24 protein-coding genes and 1 tRNA gene are annotated in these 22,754 nt (G+C 68.3%); 13 read left to right on the forward strand and 12 right to left on the reverse strand.

Annotated elements, in window-relative coordinates:
• Positions 1 to 65: 65 nt before the first annotated feature.
• The 4 genes from ACZZZN_RS16895 to ACZZZN_RS16910 all read right to left on the reverse strand — a co-directional run bounded on the left by ACZZZN_RS16895 (position 66) and on the right by ACZZZN_RS16910 (position 4,521).
• Complete coding sequence (locus ACZZZN_RS16895; protein ID WP_463506283.1) at positions 66 to 1,103, reverse strand: LacI family DNA-binding transcriptional regulator; 1,038 nt, start codon at positions 1,101 to 1,103, stop codon at positions 66 to 68.
• Between the two features lie 68 nt (positions 1,104 to 1,171).
• Positions 1,172 to 2,095, reverse strand: coding sequence for a DUF1295 domain-containing protein (locus tag ACZZZN_RS16900; protein ID WP_463506284.1), 924 nt, complete (start codon positions 2,093 to 2,095; stop codon positions 1,172 to 1,174).
• A 17-nt stretch (positions 2,096 to 2,112) separates the two neighbouring features.
• Entirely contained in the window at positions 2,113 to 3,966 is a 1,854-nt protein-coding gene (locus ACZZZN_RS16905; protein WP_463506285.1) for an AMP-dependent synthetase/ligase, read from the reverse strand.
• A 240-nt stretch (positions 3,967 to 4,206) separates the two neighbouring features.
• Positions 4,207 to 4,521 (reverse strand): hypothetical protein, encoded by a 315-nt coding sequence (locus tag ACZZZN_RS16910; RefSeq protein ID WP_463506286.1) that lies wholly within the window; start codon positions 4,519 to 4,521, stop codon positions 4,207 to 4,209.
• 66 nt (positions 4,522 to 4,587) lie between these two features.
• Here ACZZZN_RS16910 and ACZZZN_RS16915 point away from each other — a divergent pair, with 66 nt between their 5' ends.
• Positions 4,588 to 4,869, forward strand: a complete 282-nt coding sequence (locus ACZZZN_RS16915; RefSeq protein ID WP_463506287.1) for a hypothetical protein — start codon at positions 4,588 to 4,590, stop codon at positions 4,867 to 4,869.
• Positions 4,870 to 4,894: 25 nt separating this feature from the next.
• Here ACZZZN_RS16915 and ACZZZN_RS16920 read toward each other — a convergent pair.
• Positions 4,895 to 4,968 (reverse strand) — tRNA-Gly (locus ACZZZN_RS16920).
• A gap of 93 nt (positions 4,969 to 5,061) precedes the next feature.
• Between ACZZZN_RS16920 and dcd the strand changes: the two genes are divergently transcribed.
• The 3 genes from dcd to ACZZZN_RS16935 are packed head-to-tail and all read left to right on the forward strand — an operon-like array spanning position 5,062 to position 6,333.
• A complete protein-coding gene (gene dcd / locus ACZZZN_RS16925) occupies positions 5,062 to 5,667 on the forward strand; it encodes a dCTP deaminase (protein ID WP_463506288.1) in 606 nt (201 codons plus the stop codon).
• 1 nt (position 5,668) lies between these two features.
• Entirely contained in the window at positions 5,669 to 6,127 is a 459-nt protein-coding gene (locus tag ACZZZN_RS16930) for a hypothetical protein (RefSeq protein WP_463506290.1), read from the forward strand.
• Positions 6,115 to 6,333: a DUF2283 domain-containing protein gene (locus ACZZZN_RS16935; RefSeq protein ID WP_463506291.1), complete on the forward strand. Its 219-nt coding sequence runs from the start codon at positions 6,115 to 6,117 to the stop codon at positions 6,331 to 6,333. Before ACZZZN_RS16930 ends, ACZZZN_RS16935 begins: the two co-directional genes overlap by 13 nt.
• 83 nt (positions 6,334 to 6,416) lie before the next feature.
• On the opposite strand, the gene ACZZZN_RS16940 is transcribed toward ACZZZN_RS16935, so the two are convergent.
• Positions 6,417 to 7,214, reverse strand: a complete 798-nt coding sequence (locus ACZZZN_RS16940) for a hypothetical protein (protein WP_463506292.1) — start codon at positions 7,212 to 7,214, stop codon at positions 6,417 to 6,419.
• A gap of 105 nt (positions 7,215 to 7,319) precedes the next feature.
• Between ACZZZN_RS16940 and ACZZZN_RS16945 the strand changes: the two genes are divergently transcribed.
• The gene (locus ACZZZN_RS16945; RefSeq protein ID WP_463506293.1) at positions 7,320 to 7,877 is read left to right on the forward strand and encodes a MarR family winged helix-turn-helix transcriptional regulator; all 558 of its coding nucleotides are present in this window, start codon (positions 7,320 to 7,322) and stop codon (positions 7,875 to 7,877) included.
• A gap of 187 nt (positions 7,878 to 8,064) precedes the next feature.
• Positions 8,065 to 9,429, forward strand: a complete 1,365-nt coding sequence (locus tag ACZZZN_RS16950) for a DUF222 domain-containing protein (protein ID WP_463506294.1) — start codon at positions 8,065 to 8,067, stop codon at positions 9,427 to 9,429.
• A 289-nt stretch (positions 9,430 to 9,718) separates the two neighbouring features.
• Here ACZZZN_RS16950 and ACZZZN_RS16955 read toward each other — a convergent pair whose 3' ends face one another.
• Positions 9,719 to 10,639 (reverse strand): cation diffusion facilitator family transporter, encoded by a 921-nt coding sequence (locus tag ACZZZN_RS16955; RefSeq protein WP_463506295.1) that lies wholly within the window; start codon positions 10,637 to 10,639, stop codon positions 9,719 to 9,721.
• 45 nt (positions 10,640 to 10,684) lie between these two features.
• The gene (locus ACZZZN_RS16960; protein WP_463506296.1) at positions 10,685 to 12,097 is read right to left on the reverse strand and encodes an MFS transporter; all 1,413 of its coding nucleotides are present in this window, start codon (positions 12,095 to 12,097) and stop codon (positions 10,685 to 10,687) included.
• 81 nt (positions 12,098 to 12,178) lie between these two features.
• On the opposite strand from ACZZZN_RS16960, the gene ACZZZN_RS16965 reads away from it, so the two are divergent.
• Positions 12,179 to 12,751: an ATP-dependent endonuclease gene (locus ACZZZN_RS16965; protein WP_463506297.1), complete on the forward strand. Its 573-nt coding sequence runs from the start codon at positions 12,179 to 12,181 to the stop codon at positions 12,749 to 12,751.
• A gap of 4 nt (positions 12,752 to 12,755) precedes the next feature.
• Here the strand turns inward: ACZZZN_RS16965 and ACZZZN_RS16970 are convergent, their stop codons facing one another.
• Complete coding sequence (locus ACZZZN_RS16970) at positions 12,756 to 13,646, reverse strand: serine protein kinase RIO (protein ID WP_463506298.1); 891 nt, start codon at positions 13,644 to 13,646, stop codon at positions 12,756 to 12,758.
• Positions 13,647 to 13,925: 279 nt separating this feature from the next.
• On the opposite strand from ACZZZN_RS16970, the gene ACZZZN_RS16975 reads away from it, so the two are divergent.
• On the forward strand, positions 13,926 to 15,140 hold the full coding sequence (locus tag ACZZZN_RS16975) for an MFS transporter (protein ID WP_463506299.1): 1,215 nt from the start codon (positions 13,926 to 13,928) through the stop codon (positions 15,138 to 15,140).
• A 37-nt stretch (positions 15,141 to 15,177) separates the two neighbouring features.
• Here ACZZZN_RS16975 and ACZZZN_RS16980 read toward each other — a convergent pair whose 3' ends face one another.
• Positions 15,178 to 16,095 carry a helix-turn-helix transcriptional regulator gene (locus tag ACZZZN_RS16980; protein WP_463506300.1) on the reverse strand — a complete coding sequence of 306 codons (918 nt, stop codon included), beginning with the start codon at positions 16,093 to 16,095 and terminating at the stop codon, positions 15,178 to 15,180.
• Between the two features lie 70 nt (positions 16,096 to 16,165).
• On the opposite strand from ACZZZN_RS16980, the gene ACZZZN_RS16985 reads away from it, so the two are divergent.
• Positions 16,166 to 16,627 (forward strand): DUF3817 domain-containing protein, encoded by a 462-nt coding sequence (locus ACZZZN_RS16985; protein ID WP_463506301.1) that lies wholly within the window; start codon positions 16,166 to 16,168, stop codon positions 16,625 to 16,627.
• 89 nt (positions 16,628 to 16,716) lie between these two features.
• On the opposite strand, the gene ACZZZN_RS16990 is transcribed toward ACZZZN_RS16985, so the two are convergent.
• Complete coding sequence (locus tag ACZZZN_RS16990) at positions 16,717 to 17,418, reverse strand: hypothetical protein (protein ID WP_463506302.1); 702 nt, start codon at positions 17,416 to 17,418, stop codon at positions 16,717 to 16,719.
• 92 nt (positions 17,419 to 17,510) lie between these two features.
• Positions 17,511 to 18,353, reverse strand: a complete 843-nt coding sequence (locus ACZZZN_RS16995; RefSeq protein WP_463506303.1) for an NAD(P)/FAD-dependent oxidoreductase — start codon at positions 18,351 to 18,353, stop codon at positions 17,511 to 17,513.
• Between the two features lie 385 nt (positions 18,354 to 18,738).
• Here ACZZZN_RS16995 and dnaK point away from each other — a divergent pair, with 385 nt between their 5' ends.
• Genes dnaK through ACZZZN_RS17015 form a run of 4 tightly spaced genes read left to right on the forward strand, consistent with a single transcriptional unit; the run spans position 18,739 to position 22,731 of the window.
• Positions 18,739 to 20,601, forward strand: coding sequence for a molecular chaperone DnaK (gene dnaK / locus ACZZZN_RS17000; protein WP_463506304.1), 1,863 nt, complete (start codon positions 18,739 to 18,741; stop codon positions 20,599 to 20,601).
• A 2-nt stretch (positions 20,602 to 20,603) separates the two neighbouring features.
• Positions 20,604 to 21,260 (forward strand): nucleotide exchange factor GrpE, encoded by a 657-nt coding sequence (locus ACZZZN_RS17005; protein ID WP_463506305.1) that lies wholly within the window; start codon positions 20,604 to 20,606, stop codon positions 21,258 to 21,260.
• A 7-nt stretch (positions 21,261 to 21,267) separates the two neighbouring features.
• The gene (locus tag ACZZZN_RS17010) at positions 21,268 to 22,257 is read left to right on the forward strand and encodes a DnaJ C-terminal domain-containing protein (protein WP_463506306.1); all 990 of its coding nucleotides are present in this window, start codon (positions 21,268 to 21,270) and stop codon (positions 22,255 to 22,257) included.
• A gap of 42 nt (positions 22,258 to 22,299) precedes the next feature.
• Positions 22,300 to 22,731 carry a heat shock protein transcriptional repressor HspR gene (locus ACZZZN_RS17015; protein WP_463506307.1) on the forward strand — a complete coding sequence of 144 codons (432 nt, stop codon included), beginning with the start codon at positions 22,300 to 22,302 and terminating at the stop codon, positions 22,729 to 22,731.
• Positions 22,732 to 22,754: the final 23 nt, after the last annotated feature.

Genomic DNA, 22,754 nt, shown 5'->3' on the forward strand with positions numbered 1-22,754 from the left:
CGCGACCCGCTGACGAACCGAGCGGCCGCCGACTCCCTGATCACCCGGGGAGCCGGCGGCCGTCGTCATGCAGAGCGTGCAGGTCCGGTCGTGGCGCGCACGACCAGCGTGGCCGGTGTGGCGATGCGCGTCGGCGGGCGATCGACGTCGTCGAGTCGAGCGAGCAGAGCATCGAGCGTCGCATCCGCTGTCGCATCGACGTCTTGATGGACGGTCGTCAGCTGGGTGTACGAGAGTGAGGCGACATAGCTGTCATCGAAGCCCACCACCGAGATGTCCTCGGGGACGGCGAGCCCCGCCTGCGCGAACACCGTCAGTGCTCCCACCGCGCTCAGGTCGCCCGAGCACACGAGCGCTGTGGGGCGCTCTGCCCGGCCGACGATCTCGCGGGCCGCGGCGGCGCCGTCTTCTTCGAAGAATGATCCACGGATCACCTCGCTGTGCTCGCCCAGGCCGTGACTCTGCATCGCCCGCTGGTACGAGTCCGCGCGGGCCTGCCCGACGAGTCCTCCCTCGCCGCCGACGTAGGAGATGTCGCGGTGGCCCAGCTCGGTCAGGTGCTCGATGACCAGGCGGAGCCCTTCGTCGTCGTCGACATGCACGTTGTCGCTGTGGGCGTCATCGTTCCATTCGCCCAGAAGGACCATGGGTATCCGACTCGACGCCTCGCGGAATTCGGGGGAGTCCGGGTCGATGTTGAACGCGAAGAGCGCCTCGACCCGCTCTTCCATCAGCTGATCGATGACGGCATCGGTCGATCGATCCGGAGTGGTCGGCCCGAGGGCGATGCCGTACCCGTGGTCGGCGGCAGCGCGGAAGAGCCGCTCGACCACCCGCACCTGAAAAGGGCTGCCCATCCAGAAGATCGCGCCGATGAGTCTCGTGCGGTTGCGGCGCAGCAGACGCGCCGAGGCGTTGGGGCGGTAGCCGAGCTCGCGCGCCGCGGCGAGGATGCGCTCCCGAGACTCCTGCGACGGTCCCGGCTTGTCGCGCATGACCATCGACACGAGCGGGCGGGAGACTCCGGCGCGCTCCGCGACGTCGGCCATCGTCGGGTGCGCCACCACGCGGGGGGCGCTCGACGCCGTGCTCTCCTCAACCACAGATGAAGTCTTGCACGCCGTCACGTCGTCGACGGCAGGGCGCTGCGGCCCGCACCGCTTCGCGCTCGCTACGCCGCGGTCTCCCGCACAGCGGGCCGCGTGAGACGCGGGATCAGCGAGGGAGTGCTCTCGCGGTACGCGATGTAGTCGGCGCGGTCGCCCCACTTCTTCTCGGCGCGTGCCTCGAGCAGCGGGATGCCGCTCACTCGGGTGAGCAGCAGGATCACGAACAGCGGCGAGAGCACCGCGACCCACTGCCAACCGGCGAGCACGGGTGCGGCGGTGAGGAAGACACCCACCCAGATCACGATCTCGCCGAAGTAGTTGGGGTGGCGCGAGCGCGACCACAGTCCGGTGCGGATGAACTCGTGCTTGTTGGCCGGGTCGGCGCGGAACGCCGACTTCTGTGCGTCGGCGACGATCTCGATCACCATGCCGAGCGCCCACACGACGATTCCCACCACGGTCAGCCAGCCGATCGGCGCCCGCGCGCCGGCATCCGTGCTGATCGCGATCCACGCCGCTGCCGCCGTGATCGACACCCACGCGCCCTGGATCACCCAGACCTGCAGGAATCGCACGGGTGAGCCTTTGATCTCGTCGAAGCGACCGTCGGACCCGGCCTTGTGCACGCGCATCGCGAGGAACGACCCGAGACGGGCGGCCCACAGGACCACCATCGCCGCGAGGATCCAGCTGCGGGCGTCGGGCATCGGCGTCAGCAGCACGAGAGCTATGGAGATCGCCAGGAACGTCAGGCTGCCGGTGAGGTCGAAGAACCGCTCGGTGCGCAGCAGCATCGCCGGGATGAAGGCGAGGATCTGGATCGCGTAGGCCGCGGCGACGGCGAGGGCGAACAGCGGGATGCCGCCGAGTGCCGCCCCGCCCTGACTGCCGGCGAGTGCGACGAGTGCGCCGATGACGAGCGCGACGATGATCGCGATGAGCGAGGAGCGCGAGGACTTCGGCTTCGTGGGAGTGGGGGAGGACATGGTTTTCTTTCCGGTTCTCAGAGGTACAGGTCTTCGACGGTGACGGCCGCGCGATCGAGCACGACGCTCCGCTTGAGCTTCATGGTGGGTGTGACCAGGCCGCGGTCTTCAAGGTCGGCGAAGACCACGCTGAAGCGGCGCACCTGCTCGCTGCGGGCCACGAGGGCGTTGGCGGCATCGACGGCGCGCTGCAGGTGTGCGCGCAGCGCCGGATCGGTCACCGCGCGGATGTCGGGCTGCGGGGTCAGGGGGATGTCGACGCCCTCGGCATCCGCCCATGTCTTGGTCTGCTCGGGGTCGAGCACGAGAAGAGCCGAGAGATAAGGCTTGCCCTCGCCCACCATGACCGCGTGCGAGACGAGCGGATCGGCTTCGACCGCGCTCTCCCACCGGGTCGGCACGATCGTCTTGCCGTTGGAGGTCACGATCACGTCTTTGAGGCGACCCTCGAGGATCAGCCTGCCCTGCTCGTCGAGTCGGCCGAGGTCGCCCGTGCGGAAGAAACCGTCGACGAAGGCATCCTCGTCGTGCGCGGGGTTCCGATACCCGGCGAAGACGCCGATGCCGCGGGCGAGCACTTCGCCCTCGTCGCTGATGCGCACGGTCAGACCGGGCAGAGGTGGGCCGACGGTGCCGGAGGCGATGCGACCGGGCAGGTTGCCGGTGAGCGGCGCCGTCGTCTCGGTCAGTCCGTACCCCTCGATGACGGGCACGCCGATGCCGCGGAAGAACAGCGAGAGGTCGGTGTCGAGGGCTGCCCCGCCCGAGAGGATGTACCCGACGCGTCCGCCCATCACGGTGCGCAGGCGCCGGTAGAAGAGGGCATCGAAGAAGCGGTGGCGCAGCACGAGATCGAGATCCTTCGAGATGCGACGACCCGCGTCGATCCGCTCCTCACGGCGCCCCCAGGCGAGAGCCGTCGACCGGGCCTTCGCCCAGACGGCGCTCAGACCCTTGTCGGCAGCCTTGTCGGCTGCGGCGGCCTGGATCTTCTGCAGCACCCGGGGCACGACGACGAGGAACGTCGGTCGCAGCGTGTCGAGAGTGGCGACGACCGTCGACGGATCCGACAGGTGCGCGATGCGCATGCCGCTGGCCAGGCAGATGAGCTGCAGGCCGCGGGCGAGCACATGGGCGAGCGGCAGGAAGATGACGGTGTTCCCGTCTTCGTTCACGATCTCGCGGTACGCGGCAGCGATGTTCAGGACCTGGCCGAGGAAGTTCCGGTGGGTGAGCACGACACCCTTGGGCTCGCCCGTGGTTCCCGAGGTGTAGACGATCGTCGCGGGGTCGTCCTGGGTCGCCGAGGTTCGGCGGGCCTCGAGCTCCTCGTCGGCGATGTCGATGCCGAGAGCGACCAGATCGGAGAGGGTGCCAGCTGCTGCGGCATCCATCGTCCATGCTCCGAGGGTGTGGTCAGAGGTCCGCGCCAGTGCATCGCGCAGCAGCGCCACGTGCTCTGCGGTGCCGCCGATCGCCAGGCGCACGCCGGCATCCGCGACGATGGCGTCCACCTGTGACGGGGAGGAGGTCTCGTAGATCGGCACGACGACAGCGCCGGCGAACCAGGATGCCAGGTCGGCGACCGCCCATTCGTAGCGCGTCGGCGCCATGATCGCGATCGGGTCACCGATCTGCACGCCCTGGGCGATGAAGCCCTTCGCCAGCGCGCGCACCTGATCAGAGAACGCTCGCGTCGTGATCGGGCGCCACGATGCGGATGCTTCGGCATCCGACCCCGCGACCTCGACTGTCCCTGCGACCTCGAAGGCGACATGGTCGGGAGCCTCGGCGACGCGCGCGATCAGGAGGTCGGTGACGTTGCGGTACCTGTCGAGGTCGGCAAGCGGCGGGGTCGATGACTCGATCATCGGGGCTCCTTTCGGTCGTGCGGGTCGTCGGGCGTGCAGGTCGTCTCGCAGACGGCTCTGCATGTTCCCGCAGGTGTCGAGCGACGACACATGCGGGCGCACGAAAGACAGCTGTGCACTCTTGTTCGGAGCGGGCGCCGATTCGGATGGGCGGGGAATCCCGAGGACTCCCTACAGTCTTGCAGTGAAAGAGGGTGTGACACCCCGGGTGCCGCTGATGACGTCGTCGAGTTGCCCGAACTACCCGTCGTCGGTCGACACGGCATTGCCCCAGACCCAGCAGCGGAACGTGGTGTCACCGGCGCGGAACTCGATTCCTGCGGCTGACGGAGTGGAGCGGGCGAGCTTGGCATCGACGCGGATGGCCTCCGGCCCGAACCGCACCCAGGCCCGGATCATTCGGTACGGCTGCGGGTAGATGGTGACCGGATGCTCTCGCAGGGCGAGCTCTCGGTCGGTGAGGGATTGGAGGGGGCCGGATCGAGCGGCGGCGAGAATCGCCTGATGCTGGGAGCGCATGTCGTAGTGATCGGCCAGGCGTTTACTCGTGCCCATGCCGGCTCCCTTCTCCGGCCTGGATCCAGGGTAGCAACATTCGAAGCTTTGTTCTATTCTGGGATCATGCGACCGGCGACCGATCACCTCCCCACGACCCTATGGGTGGTCGACGACATTCCTTCGCGCATGGTGTTCGCGGGGCGCCGGTGGAGAGTGTCGGACACGCCCGCGCGCCTGCGTCCCTCGATCTGGGCCGCGTCGCCTGATCAGGACCACGGCCTTCACGGGTGGCGATTCCAGGGCGCCGACGACGACGGTCGGTCGCTGGTGTTCGACGTGTTCGAGAGCGAAGACGGCTGGCACGTGCACAGAAGCTATGACGAGAAGGCGCGTGCTCCGACGTGATTCGAAACGTCGGGCGACGCCCATGTGGAGGGGCTGACGGGAATCGAACCCGCGCTATCTGCTTGGGAAGCAGAAGTTCTGCCATTGAACTACAGCCCCGTACCTGCATCCGAGGAGCGGGTGAACGCAAGCCTACCCGCACGATCCGTCATGGCCAAAGTGTCGGCGGCGCGTGGTGACTAGGCTGGTGCCGTGCTTCTCAGCGACCGCGACATCAGAGCAGAACTCGCCGCCGGCCGTATCGGCCTGGCACCGCACGAGCCGGAGATGATCCAGCCGTCGAGCATCGACGTGCGCCTGGACCGCTACTTCCGCCTGTTCGACAACCACAAGTACCCGTTCATCGACCCGTCGGTCGATCAGCCGGAGCTGACCCGTCTGATCGAGGTCGACCCCGACGAGCCGTTCATCCTGCACCCGGGTGAGTTCGCGCTCGGCGCGACCTTCGAGCAGGTCTCGCTGGCAGACGACATCGCCGCACGCCTCGAGGGCAAATCGTCGCTCGGGCGTCTGGGACTCATCACGCACTCGACGGCCGGCTTCATCGACCCCGGCTTCACGGGGCACGTGACGCTCGAACTCGCGAACGTGGCGACCCTGCCGATCAAGCTGTGGCCGGGCATGAAGATCGGCCAGCTGTGCTTCTTCCGGCTGACGTCTCCGGCCGAGAACCCGTACGGCTCCGGCCCGTACGGCAACCGTTATCAGGGGCAGCGCGGCCCGACGGCATCCCGGTCGTTCCAGAATTTCCACAAGACGGACGTCGGCACGACCGACGTCGGAGCCGTAGGGGGCTGACATGAGCGGTGACAGCAACGACCCGTACATCCGCCCGGAGGATGCTGTCATTCCGCCGCCTCCGCGCGAGGTGCCGATCCCGGAGGGACTGCTCTCGCCTCCGTCGACCGAGTCGTCGGTCCCGGATGCCGTGATCCCGCCGGCCGATGCGGTGATCCCGCCACCTCCGCCCGAGGCGATGCTGCCCGAGACGCGACGGTCCCGACCGAAGCCGGCGATCCTCACGGGTGACCAGCCCGCACCGGTGGCGGCCGACTGGTCGCAGCCGTCGGTGGCGCCCGAGGTGCCGACATCCGGCGGGTACCGCGCGCTGACCTTCGTGATCTTCACGGTGCTGTTCGTGGTGCTGGCAGCAGCGGTGGCGGCCGCGGTCTACCTCGGTGTCACGACGCTCGGCTCTCCGGCGGGCGGAGACTTCGGTGCCGCTCTGGCTGCGGGCCGCGTGGCGTGGGGGATCTGAGGTACGACGCCGAGGTCGATGCGGCATACGCGACGATCGGTGAGTCGATCAGGCCCGGCGAGGCGGCGCGGCAGGTTCCGGTCGCCCTTCCCGACGACCTGGCGGGCGAGGTGATCCTCGACTTCGATCGCGAGGGGCGTCTGCTCGGCGTCGAGATCCTCGGAGCGTCCGCGCTGCTGCGGCCGGTGGACCGGCGAGGTCACTAACGCATCGGAGCGCACCGCGCAGAGCATGCAGAAACGCCCCACCCGACGGGAGTCGGAGGGGGCGTTCTGGTGATCGGATGCCGTCAGGCGTCGCGGCCGCGGGAGAAGCCGGCATCGAAGCCGCGCTCGTAGGCGTGCTGCGCCGCACGCGCGGTGCGGTGCTCGCCGTGCTCGGGGCGGCCGTGGTGACCGTGGTGACCGTGGTGACCGGCGTGGTCGTGCTGGCCCTGCTGATCGTGACGGTCGTGACCGCGGCCTCGGCCGTGGTGGGCGCAGTCGTGGCCGCCGAACTCGGCATCCGCGTTGCGCTCGTGATCCGGACCGAAGTCGGGCGCGAAGCCGCGACCGCGTCCGAATGGGCGTCCGTGGCGACGTCCGAAGCCCTGGTCCGGTCCGAAGCCTCGGTGTCCGACACCGTGGTGTCCGGAACCGTGGGATCCGAAACCGTGTCGACGACCGCGTCCGCGGGGGAGCGGCGTCTCCTCGTCCCAGCCGAAGGCGCGGGCGATCTGCTCGAGCGAGCGGAGAGTGGTCTCGAGGTCTTCGGGGCTCACGGTGTCGGTGACCTTGGCACGGATGCCGTCGACGATGCCGCCGAGGCGGTCTTTGGCCGCGTGGCCCTCGTCAGTGAGCGTCCAGCCGTCGCCGTCGGCGATGACCCATCCGCGCTCGACCGGGCCGTGCAGCTTGTGGGAGTTCAGCGGGCGGCGCGCAGGCGCCGTGCCGTCGACCACGTTGAGGATCCGCCAGTCTCGGCGGCTCGCGCGCTCGCCTTCGAAGGCCGAGGCGAACTCGGCCGCCATGAGGCGGTCGACTGCCTTGATCCAGAAGCCGAAGGGGCGAGAGGTGCTGTCTGTGTTCTGAGTGTCAGAGGTGTTCATGAATGAAGTCCTTAGATGTCATGGAGCATGTGCTTGTCACTATGCATGTATATGTAGTGTGACATGCAGTCGTGATGCATGTCAAGTCGCATGTAAAATCGAAGGGTGAGTGCCGCAGAGAACGATCCCGCCGAGGCCATTGCCCGCGCACTGTCCCGCCTGCGCGGACGACGCCCTGGCGAGCGAGGTCGCGGTCCGCGAGGAATGGGTGGTCCTCACGGCTGGCACGGCGGTCCGCACCCCGATCACTTCGAGCACGGCGACGGCCATCGTCATGCCGGGCATCCGGGCATGCCGCCGTGGGCGAGTGACCCGTCAGGGCGATTCGGGGGACCGGCGCGGATGCGGATGCTCGAGGCGCTCGCCGCAGCATCCGCTCCTCTCAGTGTCAGTGACCTCGGGGCGGCGATCGGGGTCGATCAGCCGCGCGCCTCTCGTCTCGTGCAGCAGGGGGTCGCTCACGGTTTCGTGCGGCGTGAGGCGGATCCGGATGACGCGCGGCGCACGCGCATCGCACTGACGGATGAGGGTCGCACAGTCGCTCGCGGCATGCGGGGTGAGCGGCGAGAGGCGCTCGGCAAGGCGCTCGCCGCATTTACCGATGATGAGCGAGAGCAGCTGGCGACCCTGCTGAACAAGCTCGCCGACAACTGGGAGAGCTGAGCGCTCGGAGTGCCTGTCTGCGCCGGTGTCCCGAGGGGCCGGCTGTGGGGTTCGGGCTGTGCGACTGCGTGCGGCTCATCGGTGTTCCGGCACTCTGTCGCGATGTTCCAGAATATGCTCCTGATCCGGAATTATTCGGGGTGATCTGGGGTCTCGAATGTCGGTGGTGGCGTGTTGACTTGCGGGTATGAACAGCACTGCGGAGCTTCTGGATCGGGTCGTCGCCGACCTCGATGCGGTGCTGTCCGACGACGCGTTGGCGGGGCTGACCGACGCGGATCGGGTCACGGTGTTGCAGGGTGCGGGCGCCGCGTTCCGGCGGGTCGAAGCGGTGATCGTCGAGACGGTCGCGACCGGCGACGCGGGTGATTTCCCGCATTCGGCGGGGTGCCGGGGTCTGAATGAGTTGTTGCAGCGGACGGTGTTGGTGGATGTGCGGGGTGCGTCCCGGGTCGACAAGGTCGTCGATCTGGTCAGGCGTCCGGTGAGTCTGGCGGGGGAGCGGATGCCGGCGCGGTGGTCGGAGATGCGCCTGGCGTTGTTGGACGGAGTGCTCGGGGTTGCGGGGTTCCTCGCGGCGACCGGCCCGATCGAGAAAGTGTGGGATCGGCTCACGGTCGATCAGCGGTTGGCGGCGGATGTCGCGTTGGCGGGGTGCGCCCGCGGGCACGGCCTCGAGGCCGACGATGCTGATGGTGACGATGCGGCTACTGAGGATCTGGACGAAAGCACGCCGGGTCCTGCGCCGACGGCGCAGGACCTGAAAGCGCTCGCGGAGGATCTCGCGTCGATGTTCGACCCGGATGGGGAGGAACCGAAAGACGAGGACGCGCGGCGTCGCCGGGGCATCACGATCGGCCGGCTCAAGGATGGCGTGCATGCGATCCGTGGGTATCTGACCCCGGAGGTCGCGGCGCAGTTGCAGCTGATCATGGACGCGATCCTCAACCCCAAGGGGGAGGGGCCGCCGATGCCCGGGGTGCACTTCGCTCCTAGTGACGGCACCGATGTCGACGCTGACGCTGACGCTGACGCTGACACGGATGCGGAGGGGGAAGCGGACGCGGACGCGGATGCCGGCCCGGACGAGGAGGCCGATGCGGCGGCGGATGCCGGCTCGGTCGTGGATGCGGATGACGCTGATCCGTTCAATTCGGATCCGCGGTGTGTGCTCGATGATCGCACCGCGTCGCAGAAGCGCCACGACGCGCTCGCGATGGTGTTCGCGATCGCGGCCCGACACAACGCCATGCCCACCCTCGGTGGCGCGTCACCGGTGCTCGTCGTCACCGTCGACGCGAAAGACCTCGCCGCTCACTCCGCCGGTGTCGCCGGTGCCGCCTTCGGGCTGTCCCGCGGCACTGGGGGTGGGCGACGATCCCCGGATCCGGCGCCCACATCCCCGTCTCCGTCGCCGCGCACGTCGGATGTGCGGGGACGATCCAACGCGTTCTGTTCGATGAGGGGCGGATCATCGGGATCACGACCACCGACCGGATCTTCACCGTGCATCAACGCCGCGCGATCGTCGCCCGCGACAAAGAATGCCTGATCCCCGGATGCCACGTCCCCGCATCGTGGTGCGAGATCCACCACGTCACCGAACACGCCAAGGGCGGGCCGACACACACCGACAACGGTGTTCCGTTGTGCTGGTGGCACCACAGATCCCTCGGCACCTCCGGATGGGAGATCCGAATGAACCACGGCGTCCCGCAAGTGCGCGGACCGAGCTGGTGGGACCCCGAACAACGATGGCGCACCCCACGACTCAGCATTCCGGCAAGAGCGAAGGTGCGCGGTGCACCGCCACTCTCACGCACAGGATGATCGACGTGGAATCATGCATCCGCGCCGAACGCGAGCGACTTCTCGTCGTCGACCGACAGCGACAGAACCACGGTCTCGACGACCTCGTGCGCCTCGATCTGCTGCTCGATCGCACGCAGGCTCCGGGCGACGTCGTGTTCGCGGGCATCACCGGTCAGATCCACCTCGGCCACGATGAACAGCCGGTTCGGGCCCACGTACTCGATGTGCAGGTAGGTGAGGCGCTGGATCTGTGGCGACCCGAGCAGTGCACGTCCCACCCGGTCACGCAGCTCCGGCGACGCGTTCGAGCCGACGAGGAAGGCGATGTTGCGTCCGATCAGGATGATCGCCACCACACCCAGCAGGATGCCGACGAGAATCGATCCCACCGCATCCCAGGCGGCGACCCCCGTGATCTGGTGCAGAGCGATCGCCCCCGCCGCGAGGAGGAGTCCGATCAATGCGGCCATGTCCTCGAAGAACACCGCACGCAGCGTCGTGTCGCTCGTGTCGAGCACGTAGTCCCACGTCGACGATCCGCGCTCTCGCGCAAGCCGCCGCGACTTCACCATCGCCTGCGTGAACGACGCTCCCTCGAGAACGAACGCGATGCCGAGCACCGTGTACGCCACGACAGGGCTCTCGACCGGCCCGGTCGCCGACAGCTCCTGCACGCCATGCATGATCGAGACGATCGACCCGGCGGTGAAGATCCCGAACGCGGCGATCAGCGACCACACGAACGCCGCGCGCCCGTACCCCAGCGGATGCCGTGCATCCTTCGTCCGCGCGCCCCGGCGGTCGGCTATGAGCAGAAAGATCTCATTTCCGGCATCCGCCCACGAATGCGCAGCCTCCGCCACCATCGACGCCGACGAGGTCAGCACGGCCGCGACGGTCTTGGCGATCGCGACGAGGATGTTGGCGAGGAAAGCGATGATGACCGTCACGCGGTCAGGCTACTCCCGCCGCGTCGCTCAGGCCCGCCGCGTCGCTCAGGCCCGCTGCGTCGCCTTCACCGGCAGCAGCAGCACGAAGCCGGCGATCAGAACGATCACGATGCCCAGGATCCCGTAGGCAGTCGAACCCGACAGTACGATCAGCAGTGTCCAGGCCCCGGACGCCATCCAGCTCGCCGCCCGCCCGGTCGTGGCATACAGGCCGAAGATCTCGCCCTCGCGCCCGGCCGGGGTGATGCGGGCGAGGAACGACCGCGATGCCGCCTGAGCAGGGCCGACGAAAGCGCAGAGCAGCAGGCCGCCGATCCAGAACACGATCGTTCCCGCATCCACCAGGAAGAAGACCGCGAGCCCGGAGATGACCATGGCGGCGAGCGAGACGAGGATGATGCGCTTCGGGCCGAACCGGTCGTCGAAGCGACCGGCGATGATCGTCGAGATCCCGGCGATCAGGTTCGCCGCGATGCCGAAGATCACGAGATCGAGGAACTCGAAGTCGAAGACCTGCCCGGCGATGATCGCGCCGAACGCGAAGACGCCACCGAGCCCGTCACGGAACACCGCGCTCGACAGCAGGAACCAGAACGTCTGACGGGTGTCGGGATTGCGGTACAGGCCCACGACGTCCTTGACGAGGAGGCCGTATGAGGCGAAGAAGCCCACCTTGCGCTCCGGGCGCCCGAGCGAGGGCTCCGGCACGTTGAGGAAGATCGGGATGGAGAAGACGATCGCCCAGATCGCACAGCCGACCGCGATGATGCGGAACGGCAGCCCGCCGTCCTCCGGCAGGCCGAACCAGTCGAGCATGTAGAAGACGACGACCAGGACGAGTGCGATGATGCCGCCGATGTAGCCGAAGCCCCAGCCGAGACCCGAGATGCGTCCGACGGTCTTCGGGTTCGCGATGCCGATCAGCATGGCGTTCGAGTTCACGGCGGCGATCTCGCCGAACACCGAACCGGCCGAGATCAGCGCCACACCGAGCCAGAACAGCGTCGGCGTCGGCTCGACGAACCACAGACCGAACATGCAGGCGATCAGTGCGCCGGTGCCGATCCCGAGCCAGAGCTTCTGACGCCCCGCGGCATCCGCGCGCTGGCCGAGCACCGGAGCGATCAGGAGGATCGCGATGCCGGCGATCGTCGACCCGAGGCCGAGACCCGAGGCGAGCTCGGCCTCAGCCGCTTCGCGGATCGGGTCCTTCGCGTCGAGGCCTGCGATCGACGCCGGGAGGAACGCCTCGGTCGTGAGGTACAGCGCCGTGAAGATGAAGGTCAGGATGACGGTGTTGAAGGGCTGCGTCGCCCAGTCCCACAGCGCCCACGAGTAGACCTGCTTCTTCGGGGCCGGTGTCTCGCCACGCAGGTCGAGGCCGATCACACCGACCGCGCCGCTGTTGGCCGTCGCGGCCGGCTCGGGAACAGCGCCGCGCTGGGGGGAATCGCTCATGCTCGCAGTCTGTCGGCGTGCGGTGAACGGACGGTGACGACGCGCCGCGCTCCCGTACCCCGCCTCGGCTACGGTCGAAGCATGTCGACGACGCAGGCGGTGCCGCGCACCGTCGTGCTGTTCGAGGGGCGCAGCGACAGCCTCGCCTTCCTCGCCTTGGCCCGGCGCCGGGACATCAGCAGCGACGATCTCCACCTGGTCGACCTCGACGGCATCACCAACCTCCGAAAGCGCCTGACGGCGCTGCGCGATCAGGCGCATCCCCCGCGGATCCTCGGCCTGTACGACGCGGCCGAGGGTGACTACGTCATCGCCGTGCTCGTCGACGTCGGCATCCTGGTCGCCGGGTCCGCTCCCGAGAGCATCGGCTTCTTCGGCTGCGACCGCGATCTCGAAGACGAGGTGATCACCGCGGCCGGCCCCGAGCTCGTGCTCGACACGCTCGCGGCGCGGGGCGAGCTCGCGCGGTTCCGGATGTTCCAGGGGCAGCCCGCCCAGCGCGAGCGCACCATCGACGAGCAGCTGCACCGCTTCGCCGGCACGGCCGCCGGGCGGAAGGCCCGGTTCTCGGCCGACGTGATCGACGCCCTGCCGTTGGAGCGGATGCCGCGACCTCTCGATGCTCTGCTCGACGCGGCCCTGCGGGTGCGGTGAGGCATCACGTGTACGACGCCGCGAGCATCTGGGCGAACAGCTCTTCGGCATCGCGCTCGACACGGTGGCGCGTGAACCAGTCGCAGATGTTGACGCAGTCGCGATGCAGCAGGTCGAGGCCCTGCGGGTTCGCGACGATGTCGACGATCTGCGGCAGATCGATCACTCGCACCCGTCCCTCGTGCACGAGAAGGTTGTATGCCGAGAGGTCGCCGTGCGCGAAGCCCGCAGCGGCGAAGACGCGCATGATCGCGACGATCTGGTCGTAGAGATCCGCGAGTTCGTGACGATCGCTGCGCACAGCCGCGAGCCGGGGCGCGGCGACACCGTTCGCATCGCCGATGAACTCCATCAGCAGCTCGGTGCCGTTGACCTGCACCGGGTACGGCACGGGCGCACCGAGCTCCCACATGCGACTCAGCGCGTCGAACTCGGCGAACGACCATTGCAGGGCGGCGACCGCGCGTCCATGACCCGACTTCTTCGCCAGTGCCCGCGCATCGCGGGTGTTCCGTGTGGTGCGGCCCTCGGTGTAGACGCCCGATCGGTGGAAGCTGCTGTGGTCGGTGTCGCGATAGCGCTTGGCGGCGAGCAGGGTGCGCTGCGCGGGGTCGTCCGGCACTGCCCGCTCGAGCAGGAACACGTCGGCCTCCTTGCCGGTCTTGAGGATGCCGAGTTCGGTGTCGAGCGCGCCGGCGCTGGTCACCACCCACTCGGGCCATGGCAGGGGACCGCGCTCCGACGGGGTGATGACCGGCCAGGTGGTCCAGCGCTGGTTCTCACCGGGCTCGACATCGGCGAACGAGGGAACGGATTCGAAAGGAGTGGCGTCGAACGTCGACGCAGGGGAAAGACGGGAAGAGGATGCTTCAGCTGAAGCGAAGAGATCAGGCACGGTGTGTGGCTCCGGGATGGGAGGCCACCGCGGATCAGGTGCGGGCGGCCTCGAGAGGAAGGATGTCGGCGAGAAGCTCGACAAAGACGGTGTTCATGTCTTCGGCTCCTCTCGCTCTGGCCTTCCGGGAGAACCCCGGCGCATCGCCGAGCCTAGAGCGCGGGGGCGGATGCTGTAAAGCCCCGGCTCCGTCGCACAAGCCAGACTCTCCGGACGAACGGTCGGATGCCGTGGACGCCGCGTCGGGCGCGGTGATCGCGCGCCTGCGAGTGTTGAACCATGACGACGACCGCGCCCGTTCCCGTGACGACCGCCCGCACCGAGAGCGCCGCGGGCATCCGCTACGGCGGTCTCATCGTGCTGATGCTGATGGGATTCCTTCTCGTCACCGCTGAGTTCCTGCCCAACGGCGTGCTCACCGAGATGGCCGACGCGCTGGGAGTGACGCCCGGTCAGGCGGGGCAGACCGTCACGGTCACCGCGCTCGTCGGCCTGATCGTCGCCCCGACGATCGGTCTGATCTTCCCCCGCCTCGACCGTCGCTCGCTTCTGATCTGGATGGCGCTCGCCGCCGCCGTGTCGAACCTCATCGTGGCGATCGCACCGAACCTCCTCATCGTGCTGCTCGCGCGGTTCCTGCTGGGTGCCGCGATCAGCGCCTTCTGGGCGATGTCGATCACGGTCGCCGCGCGACTCGCGGGCCCTGCACACCTCGGACGCGGCGTCATGTTCACCTCAGCGGGCGTCTCGCTGGCGACGGTCGCCGGTGTGCCCCTCGGCGTGATGCTCAGCGAGATCGTCGACTGGCAGACGGTCTTCGCCATCGCGGGAGTTCTCATGGTGCTGCTGGCCGTGGCGCTGCGATTCCTGCTGCCGCGGGTGCCGGCAGAACAGGCATCGAGCATCCGACTCCTCGTCGACACGGTGCGTCGCCCGGGCATCGGACTCGGCATGGTCGGACACGTGCTCGTCGTGCTGGGACACTTCCTCGCCTACACGTACGTGCGGCTGGCGCTCGAGCGCATTCCCGAGGTGGAGCCGTCGACGATCATCCTGCTGCTCGCGCTCTTCGGCGTCGGCGGCCTCGCCGGCAACCTCGGACTCGGCTTCTTCATCGACCGCACGTTCGCGTTCTTCGCGGTGTTCGCGCCACTCGTGATCGCCGTGTCGGTGCTCGCGATGATCTTCTTCTCCGGCTCGGTCTTCGGCATCGCAGTCGTGGTGGTCGTCTGGGGCTTCTTCTTCTCGTCGTGGCTGCTCGTGATCAACACCTGGGTGGGGCACCGCACGCCCGATCGGCTCGAGGCCGGCGGCAGCCTGGTCGTCGTCGGATTCCAGGGTGCCATCACGATCGCCGCAGGGGTGGGCGGACTCCTCGTCGACACCCTCAGCGTCGAGGTCGTCTATGTGATCGGTGCGATCTCGCTGCTGGTCGGTGCTGTGCTCTTCGGACTGTCGAACCGCAGGAGCACTCAGGCGGCGGCCCTCGCCTGAGCCGCCTCGTCGCATCCCCGGCCGTGAGAGTGCCGTTTCAGGCGGGAACGGCGATGAGCTGGGATGCGCGCCATGTCGACGGGGTCATCCCCGTGCGGCGGCGGAACGCTCGGCTGAATCCTTCGTCCGAGGCGTAGCCCAACTCGCGTGACGTCTCGCTGACCGAGCGCCCGGCGCTCAGCATCCGCTTCGCCGCGTCGACGCGCACTTCGGTGACGTAGTCGGCGGGCGAACGGCCGATCGCGCTGCGGAACCGCTCGGCGAACACCGACCGAGACATGGCCCCCACGCCGGCGAGGCGCTCGACCGTCCAGTCGCGGCCCGGCTGCTCGTGGATCGCCTCGACCACGCGGTCGAGGAACGGATCCTTCGACACGGAAGGCCAGCCGGCCGGCGCGCAGCCGTTCGCGGCCCACGCGCGGATCACCGAGAGCAGCACGGTCTGCGCCATCATCCGGCAGATCACCGGGTCGCCCTGGCGCGCGGGACACGTGGCGGGATCGGTGGGTCCCATGCTTCCGGCGAGTGCGGCCGCAGCCGGTTCCAGCGCGGCGAACGACATGACGGTGATCGGATCGGGCAGAAGCGCGGCGATCATCGCGGCGCTGTCCGAGAACTCCAGATCGACGACGACGAGGTCGGTCGCCCCATCGGCTTCGAGGGCGATCGAGGAACGGCCGAGCGTCAGGAACGCATCTCCGGCGACCAAGTTCGCGTGCAGCGGTCGATCGTCGACTGCGACGATCTGCGCCGCGGGGTCGACGTCGAGGCGGCATCCGGTGGTCAACGGCGGATGCCCGTGCACCGAGCCCGCTGCGATGTAGACGAGGGTGGCCGAGCCTGTGGGAATCGGCAGAAGACCGCCGGCGACGAGAGGCACGCGTCGCGCGATGCCGACACGCAGATCGACGGAGTCGAGAACCTGCCCGAGAGCTGCGGAATCGACTGTCACCATGCCTTCGGCAACGCCCGGGAGCTCATAGCTATTCCGGATACGCTGAACGGACCCCCACCTGAGGAGTCCCGTGTTCCGCACACCCGACCGCCTGTTCCGAATCCTCGCGATCGCGGAGGCGATCACCTGGACCATCCTCATCTCGGCGATCATCGCCCGCGCAGTCGGGGCCCCCGGTGTCGTCGTGACGGTGGGCGGAGGCATCCACGGGTTCGTGTTCCTCGCCTACGCGGCGACCGCCGTGCTCGTGGCGCTCAACCAGCGGTGGCACCTCGGGGTCGCGATCCTCGCCGTGGTGAGTGCGATCGTGCCCTACGCCACCATCCCGATGGAGATCTGGCTGCACCGCACCGGCCGCCTGGCGGGTCAGTGGCGTCTCGAACAGGGCGCCGATCCGCGAGACGCGCGCTGGTACGACCGTCTCATGCGCTGGTTCCTGCGGCGCCCGTGGGCGCTCGCGATCCTGCTCGTGGTCGGCATCGTCGCGCTCTACGTGATCCTGCTGCTGGTCGGTCCTCCCGGCGGCAAGTGACGACTGCGCGTCACTGAGAACGACTGCGCGTCACTGAGAACAACTGCGCGTCACTGAGAACGACTGCGCGTCACTGAGAACGACTGCGACTACTGGATGACGATGGCGTTCTTCTCCACGACCTGAGCCATGGTCGCCTCGACGTCTCCACCCGTGCAGTCGACGATCACGTAGAGACCGACACCCGTCGCGGTGAAGGCGCGGGCCGCCATGATCCATCGACGGTCGCCCTCGCCCTCGCCCAGGAGCCGCCTGTTCTCCACGTCGGCGTTGCCGCCGATCTGGTAGCTGAACGCACCCGTCGTCGCCGCTGTCGAGATGGCCGCGACGTCGCTCTCGCCGAGGATCACTGCGAGCATGGCGTCGGAGCTGGCGCTGTCATCACCCGGCACCGTCGGCACATCGGGGATCAACCCCTGCCAGAACTGCGCCGTGCAGGTGTCGTCGACCGTGCCGTATGTCCAGCCGCCGTTGCCGTCGTCGGGCGCGACAGTCTTCCAGCCGTCGTCGACGAGCAGACCGTCACCCCACTGGATGTACGCCGTCGCCGGCAGTGCGGCGCCGTCTGCGAACGACATCGACGAGGGCAGGTCGCCTGTGGGCGGAGCCGACGGCTCGTCGGAGGGAACAGCCGACGAACTGGCGCTGGGTGCCGGCTCGGGGCCCTCACCGCTGGGCGCGTTCTCCGGAATCTGCGCGTAGAGGCATCCACTCAGCGGCAGCACCGCGAGGGCGACCACCGCAGCGGCGGCCAGACGGAGCGGCCGAGGGGCGTGCGAGAGACGCGTCATGCCGGTCAGCCTACTCGGCCGGTCACGCGCGGATCGGAGTGGGTCTGCGCCGAGTCTGCGCCGGGCCTGCGCCGAGTCCGGGCGGGCCCTGCTCAGTGCGCCGTCGCGACGCCGACGGCATCCTGCACCATCACCGACGCGACCCGCGCCCCGGCGCCGGCGGCGACGATGAGCTGCTGCGGTCCGGGGATCGCCGCGTCGCCTGCGGCGTAGAGTCCCGGCACGTCGGTACGCCCCGAGCGATCTGTCACGAGGTGGCCGTCGGCGTCGACGGAGGGCGCGAACCCGTGCAGGAACGAGAGATCCGTCTCCCACTCCGGGCGGACGAACCCGCCCTCGACGGCGACGGTCGAGCCGTCCGTCAACCGGATCGACTCGATGCGGCCGCGCTCGCCGAGCAGCTCGGAGATCGGATGCCGACGCACCGCGACCCCCGCCTGCGCAAGGTCGGCCTCCTCAGCGGCTGTGACGGTGTCGGCACCGAGGGTGAACACCGTGAGACTCTCGGTCCAGCGCGAGATCAGCCGGGCGCGTTCGGCGATGTCGGGGGTCTCGCCGATCAGGGCGAGCCGCCGCCCCCGCATCTCCCATGCGTCGCACGCCGCGCAGCTGAAGAGGCTGATCCCGTAGAAGCCGCGCAGGTTCGGCACCTCGGGCAGCGTCTCGCGCAGCCCGGTCGCGAGCAGCACGGATCGGGCGGCGACCACCTCGGTCGGGTCCTTGCGGCCGATGGATGCCGTGAATCCGGCGTCCATCTGGCGGAGCTCGAGCACGCGGACGCGCGTGCGCACCTCGATGTTCGGGTAGGCGGCGAGCTCTTCACGGGCGATCCGGCGGAGTTCGTGCGGCGGTACGCCGTCTCGCGTCAGGAAGCCGTGGGAGTTCAGAGTCGCCGCGTTGCGGGGCCGGTCGGCATCGACCAGCAGCACCCGCATGAGCGATCGTCCCAGATTGAGTGCGGCGGAGAGCCCGGCGGGGCCGCCCCGATCACGAGCACGTCGTAGGCATCTGTGTCAGTCATGCGCACCCCTCGGCGAGAAGGGCGGTGTCTGCCGTGCGGCCGACGCGGGGGCGCCGATCCTGGCGACGCCGCCGGCGGGGCGCTCTTCGGGCGAGCAACCATCCGCTGTATCCAGTCTGCCATCTTCGAGCTGAGGGTCGCCTAACCTCGTGCCGGAGATTCAAAGTTGAGCCGCTTCATATCAACTTTGTTTGACAGCATCCGGACGTCGGAGTACAGTTGAGCCATCGCGACTCAGGTTTCCCTGATCGCCCCGGATTTCCAGACCCACATCAACCTCAGCAACAAAGGAGAATCACATGGCACGTGCTGTTGGAATCGACCTCGGTACGACGAACTCCGTCGTCAGCGTCCTCGAGGGTGGCGAGCCGAAGGTCATCGCCAATGCCGAGGGCTTCCGCACGACCCCCTCGGTCGTCGCCTTCACGAAAGATGGCGAGGTGCTCGTCGGCGAGACCGCGAAGCGCCAGGCCGTCACGAACGTCGACCGCACCATCGCATCCGTCAAGCGCCACGTCGGAACCGACTGGTCGTTCGACGTCGACGGCAAGAAGTGGACGCCGCAGGAGATCTCCGCGCGCATCCTCCAGAAGCTCAAGCGCGACGCCGAGTCGTACCTGGGCGACACGGTGACGGATGCCGTCATCACCGTCCCCGCGTACTTCAACGACGCCGAGCGTCAGGCCACGAAGGAGGCCGGCGAGATCTCGGGCCTCAACGTCCTGCGCATCATCAACGAGCCCACCGCCGCTGCTCTCGCCTACGGCCTCGACAAGGGCAAGGAAGACGAGCTCATCCTGGTCTTCGACCTCGGTGGCGGAACGTTCGACGTCTCGCTGCTCGAAGTGGGCAAGGACGACGACTTCTCGACGATCCAGGTGCGCTCGACCTCGGGTGACAACCGCCTCGGCGGTGACGACTGGGACCAGCGTCTCGTCGACCACCTGATCAAGCAGTTCAAGGAGACCACGGGCGTCGACGTCTCGGGCGACAAGATCGCCCTGCAGCGTCTCAAGGAGGCTGCAGAGCAGGCCAAGAAGGAGCTCTCCTCCTCGACCTCGACGAGCATCAACCTGCCGTACCTGTCGCTGACCGAGTCGGGCCCCGTCTCGCTCTCCGAGACCATCACCCGCGCGAAGTTCGAGGACCTCACCAAGGACCTGCTCGACCGCACCAAGAAGCCCTTCGAAGACGTCATCCGCGAAGCCGGCATCAAGGTCGCCGACATCGACCACATCGTGCTCGTGGGTGGATCGACCCGTATGCCCGCCGTCGCCGAGCTCGTCAAGCGCGAGACCGGCAAAGAGGCGAACAAGGGCGTCAACCCCGATGAGGTCGTCGCCGTGGGCGCAGCCCTCCAGGCCGGTGTCCTCAAGGGTGAGCGCAAGGACGTGCTGCTCATCGACGTCACGCCCCTCAGCCTCGGCATCGAGACCAAGGGCGGCATGATGACCAAGCTCATCGAGCGCAACACGGCCATCCCGACCAAGCGCAGCGAGACCTTCACCACGGCAGACGACAACCAGCCGTCCGTCGCGATCCAGGTCTTCCAGGGCGAGCGCGACTTCACCCGCGACAACAAGCCGCTCGGAACGTTCGAGCTCACCGGAATCGCCCCGGCTCCCCGTGGCATCCCGCAGATCGAGGTCACGTTCGACATCGACGCCAACGGCATCGTGCACGTGTCCGCCAAGGACAAGGGCACCGGCACCGAGAAGTCGATCGTCATCTCCGGCGGCTCGTCGCTGTCGAAGGAAGACATCGAGCGCATGGTGCGCGAGGCTGAGGAGCACGCGGCGGAGGACAAAGCGCGCCGCGAGGCCGCTGAGGTCCGCAACCAGGCCGAGACGCTCGCGTACTCGATCGACAAGCTGATCACCGAGAACGACGACAAGCTGCCCGAAGACGTCAAGACCGAGGTCAAGGCCGACGTCGACGCGCTCAAGACGGCTCTGGCCGGCGAAGACGACGAGGCCGTGAAGACCGCGTTCGACAAGCTGAACCAGTCGCAGGGCAAGATCGGCGAGGCCATCTACGCACAGTCCCAGGCAGAGGGCGCTCCGAGCGCCGACGCCGCGGGCGAGGCGCCGGCCGATGACAGCTCCTCCGACGAGGACGTCATCGACGCCGAGGTCGTCGACGACGAGGACGAGAAGAAGTAATCATGACGGACAAGAACTTCGAAGGTGACGACGAGGTTCGCAGCGAGGGGTCGGATGCTCAGGCATCCGGCCCCGCGCCGCAGAATCCCGACTCGCGCGAGGCCGCGGCGGCCGAAGGCTCCGACGAGACACCGGTCGACGGTGCCGCGACTCCTGAGCCTGCCGAAGGGCTGACGGTCGACGACATCCTCGGCGCCACCCAGACCGGCGAGGCCGCGGCAGAGGATGCCGTGCTCGCCGACCTGGAGTCGACGCTGCTCAACGACCTCAAGCGCCTCCAGGCCGAGTACGCCAACTACCGCCGCCGCACCGAAGAGCAGCGTCAGGTCGAGATCGAGCGTGCGAAGGGCGAGGCCGCCAAGGGCCTCATCCCCGTGCTCGACGATCTCGACCGTGCCGCTCAGCACGGTGACCTGGTCGAGGGCACGCCCTTCGCCGTCATCGCCGGCAAGGTGCGCACGGTGGTCGAGCGGCTCGGTGTCGTCTCGTACGGCGAGAAGGGCGAGGAATTCGACCCGCAGCGCCACGAGGCGATCTTCCAGCAGCCCACCCCGGGCGCCGACAAGACCACGGTGCTCGAGGTCGTCGAGGTGGGATACCGCCTCGGTGACGTCGAGCTGCGCCCTGCGAAGGTCGTCGTCGCCGTCCCTGCGGAGTAGGTGATCGATGGCTAGCCAGGACTGGTTCGACAAGGACTTCTACAAGACCCTCGGGGTCTCGAAGGACGTCAGCGACGCCGATCTCAAGAAGACGTACCGCAAGCTCGCCCGCAAGTATCACCCCGATTCCAATCAGGGTGATGAGAAGGCGGAAGCGAAGTTCAAAGAGGTCAGCGAGGCGTACTCGGTGCTCTCCGACGCTGAACAGCGCAAGGAGTACGACGAGATCCGCGCGATGGGCTCGGGCGCACGCTTCACGGCGGGCGGTGCGGGTGCGGGCGGCTTCGAAGACGTCTTCAGCCGGTTCGGGCAGCAGGGGCGCGGGCAGCAGCAGTCCGCCGATTTCGAGGACATCTTCGCGATGTTCAATCAGGGGCAGGGCGGCTCGTTCGGTTCCGGCCGATTCGGGCAGACCTCGGGAGGGTTCCGCGGCTTCGGCGGCCCGCAGAAGGGTGCCGACGTCACGGCTCGCACGACCCTCGACTTCGTCACTGCCGTGCAGGGAGAGACCATCACCCTGCAGGGCGACGACGGCAAACCTTTCAAGGTGAAGATCCCCGCGGGCGTCGCGGACGGACAGAAGATCAGGCTCCGCGGACGCGGGCGCCCCTCGCCGGACGGCGGAGAGCGCGGCGACGTCGTGGTGCAGATCGCTGTGCGACCGCACCCGGTGTTCACCCGCGAAGGGCTGAACCTGCGAGTGGTCGTGCCGGTGACCTTCACCGAGGCCGCACTCGGAGCGACCATCGAGGTTCCGACCCTCAGCGGCGACACGGTCAAGCTGCGTGTCGCACCGGGCACCCCGTCCGGACGCGTGCTGCGCGTCAAGGGACGCGGGGTGACGACGGCCAAGGGCACCGGCGACCTGCTTGCCGAGTTGCAGATCGCGGTGCCTGCGCACCTCGATGACGCGGCGAGAGAGGCGCTGGAGAAGTTCCAGTCCCTCGAGCCCGCAGAGAATCCGCGCGCTGATCTGATGGCCAAGGCGCGTCGGTGACGATGACCGTGATGACGAGCGCGAACACCGGAGGTGAAGGGCATGGCTGACAACCGCCTGGACTCTGACACCCCGGTGTTCGCGATCGCCGTCGCGGCGCAGCTCGCCGGGATGCACCCGCAGACTCTGCGTCAGTACGACCGCATCGGTCTGGTCGTTCCCGGACGCACCTCGGGTGGATCACGTCGCTACTCGACGCGCAACATCGAGCAGCTCCGCGAGGTCGCCCAGCTCTCTTCCGAGGGGATGAGCCTGCCCGCGATCGCCCGTCTGCTCGACCTCGAAGACGAGAACCGGATGCTGCAGCGCCGCGTCGCCGAACTCGATGCCGCACTGCGCGCCGAGCGCGAGAACCGGCCCGGTGTGCGCGTCTTCGCCGCCGGATCTTCTGGCGTCATTCCGGTGCCGGGCGGTCGACGGCTGCGCCGTTCGGCCGAGGTCGTGCTCTGGCGTCCGGGGACGACTCGGGGCTGAGCGCCCGCGACCGACAGCTCCCG

This window comes from Microbacterium sp. AC145 (assembly GCF_979258505.1).

Coding starts and splice junctions, on each gene's coding strand:
- ACZZZN_RS17005 (WP_463506305.1), top strand. CDS start 20,604: ATGACGGACAAGAACTTCGAAGGTGACGACGAGGTTCGCAGCGAGGGG.
- ACZZZN_RS16950 (WP_463506294.1), top strand. CDS start 8,065: ATGAACAGCACTGCGGAGCTTCTGGATCGGGTCGTCGCCGACCTCGAT.
- ACZZZN_RS16975 (WP_463506299.1), top strand. CDS start 13,926: ATGACGACGACCGCGCCCGTTCCCGTGACGACCGCCCGCACCGAGAGC.
- ACZZZN_RS16915 (WP_463506287.1), top strand. CDS start 4,588: ATGCGACCGGCGACCGATCACCTCCCCACGACCCTATGGGTGGTCGAC.
- ACZZZN_RS16980 (WP_463506300.1), bottom strand. CDS start 16,095: ATGGTGACAGTCGATTCCGCAGCTCTCGGGCAGGTTCTCGACTCCGTC.
- ACZZZN_RS16940 (WP_463506292.1), bottom strand. CDS start 7,214: ATGAACACCTCTGACACTCAGAACACAGACAGCACCTCTCGCCCCTTC.
- ACZZZN_RS16995 (WP_463506303.1), bottom strand. CDS start 18,353: ATGCGGGTGCTGCTGGTCGATGCCGACCGGCCCCGCAACGCGGCGACT.
- ACZZZN_RS17015 (WP_463506307.1), top strand. CDS start 22,300: ATGGCTGACAACCGCCTGGACTCTGACACCCCGGTGTTCGCGATCGCC.
- ACZZZN_RS16910 (WP_463506286.1), bottom strand. CDS start 4,521: ATGGGCACGAGTAAACGCCTGGCCGATCACTACGACATGCGCTCCCAG.
- ACZZZN_RS16930 (WP_463506290.1), top strand. CDS start 5,669: ATGAGCGGTGACAGCAACGACCCGTACATCCGCCCGGAGGATGCTGTC.
- ACZZZN_RS17010 (WP_463506306.1), top strand. CDS start 21,268: ATGGCTAGCCAGGACTGGTTCGACAAGGACTTCTACAAGACCCTCGGG.
- ACZZZN_RS16965 (WP_463506297.1), top strand. CDS start 12,179: ATGTCGACGACGCAGGCGGTGCCGCGCACCGTCGTGCTGTTCGAGGGG.
- ACZZZN_RS16900 (WP_463506284.1), bottom strand. CDS start 2,095: ATGTCCTCCCCCACTCCCACGAAGCCGAAGTCCTCGCGCTCCTCGCTC.
- ACZZZN_RS16960 (WP_463506296.1), bottom strand. CDS start 12,097: ATGAGCGATTCCCCCCAGCGCGGCGCTGTTCCCGAGCCGGCCGCGACG.
- ACZZZN_RS16990 (WP_463506302.1), bottom strand. CDS start 17,418: ATGACGCGTCTCTCGCACGCCCCTCGGCCGCTCCGTCTGGCCGCCGCT.
- dnaK (WP_463506304.1), top strand. CDS start 18,739: ATGGCACGTGCTGTTGGAATCGACCTCGGTACGACGAACTCCGTCGTC.
- ACZZZN_RS16905 (WP_463506285.1), bottom strand. CDS start 3,966: ATGATCGAGTCATCGACCCCGCCGCTTGCCGACCTCGACAGGTACCGC.